The sequence below is a fragment of the Clostridium sp. genome (genome assembly GCF_051656525.1).
In the GTDB taxonomy this organism is placed as follows: Bacteria; Bacillota; Clostridia; order Clostridiales; family Clostridiaceae; genus Clostridium.
The window spans coordinates 1-1,292 of the sequence record NZ_JBOGCC010000240.1 but is presented as its reverse complement, the minus strand read 5'-3'; the positions used below and the strand labels follow the sequence as shown (position 1 = coordinate 1,292).

The following is a 1,292-nucleotide window of genomic DNA, read 5'->3' as shown; positions in this document are numbered from 1 at the left end:
TTTCCTTAACAATATCAGCTTTAATATTAATATTCTTATCAGTACCAGCAATAATATTATTAATAGTAGGATTATTCTGTGGATATAAATATTCTCTTGCAGGAAAGAAAGTTAATTATGAGGGAGTAAATAGTGTTTTCGAGGAGGTTTCTAAGTCAGCCTCTTCAGTAAAGGAAGATTTTAAAAAAGGTTATGAAGCATAGGAATAGGTGAAAAGTCTTGAAAAATTCAAGGCTTTTTTCATTTAGAAATATAAATCTAAATGATATAATTTAATAAATAAAGGGAAGAATTAAAATGATTATTATGAAAGGAGTGTTTATGGAGAATCTTAAGTTAATTGAAAAGTTAAGAAACGAAGTTAATATAAGTAGTGATGAAGCAAAAACTGCTTTAGAGCTTAATAATTTTGACATGCTAGATTCTATTTTATATTTAGAAAATGAAGGGATAATAGAGAAGCCAAGGGTTAGTATATTTTATACAAATGAGAGTATTAAAGAAGATAATCTTAATTTAGACAAAGAAGAAATAAAAGATAGTCGTAAAAGAGAGAATAATTCAGTAGGATTTTTTGAAACTGTATGTAGATGGATAGATACTTTAAATAATATTTTCCTTGAGGTAAAGAAGGAGAAGAAAATCTTTTTAAAGATACCTCTTACAGTTCTTATAGTTCTTTTATTTTTGGGATTTTGGATGCTGATACCTATTATAATAATTGGAACATTTTTAGATTTTGAGTTTTCAATAGTATCAAAAAGAATTGATGAAAAGAAGTTAGAGAAGGTAAATAGGATATTTAATAAAGTGAGTATCAGTGTAAGAAGTATGAAGTTAAAAGTTAAAGAGGAGATTAAAAATGATAAAAATTCTAATTGTTGAAGATGAAGAAAAAATAGCAAGATTTATAGAGCTTGAACTTATGCATGAAGGATATAAAGTATTGAAAGCAAGTAATGGAAGATTAGGTCTTGAAATAGCAGAAAAAGGTGATATAGATTTAGTAATACTTGATGTAATGTTACCAGAAATTAATGGGCTTGAAGTTTTAAGAAGACTTAGAAAAAATTCAGATATACCCACAATAATGTTAACAGCTAGAGATTCTGTTATGGACAAAGTATCAGGATTAGATTTAGGTGCAGATGACTATATTACTAAGCCTTTTGCAATTGAAGAGTTACTTGCAAGAATAAGAACTGCATTAAAGAAGAGAGTAGTTGTGGATAAAAAGAAGGAAGAAGTTTTAAATTGTGGATTAGTATCTTTAGATAAGTTGAAGCATAAAG

The 1,292-nt window shown here is 27.1% G+C and carries 2 protein-coding genes and 1 pseudogene; all 3 read left to right on the top strand.

Annotation, left to right across the window (positions count from 1 at the left end):
- Window positions 1–203: pseudogene (locus ACRDDY_RS12190) on the top strand (DUF4342 domain-containing protein); the annotation flags it as partial.
- Between the two features lie 94 nt (window positions 204–297).
- Entirely contained in the window at window positions 298–885 is a 588-nt protein-coding gene (locus tag ACRDDY_RS12185; RefSeq protein ID WP_438565220.1) for a ubiquitin, read from the top strand.
- A partial coding sequence (locus ACRDDY_RS12180; protein WP_438565219.1) for a response regulator transcription factor occupies window positions 863–1,292 on the top strand: 430 nt, incomplete at its 3' end. The genes ACRDDY_RS12185 and ACRDDY_RS12180, both read left to right, overlap by 23 nt.

Coding starts and splice junctions, on each gene's coding strand:
- ACRDDY_RS12185 (WP_438565220.1), top strand. CDS start 298: ATGATTATTATGAAAGGAGTGTTTATGGAGAATCTTAAGTTAATTGAA.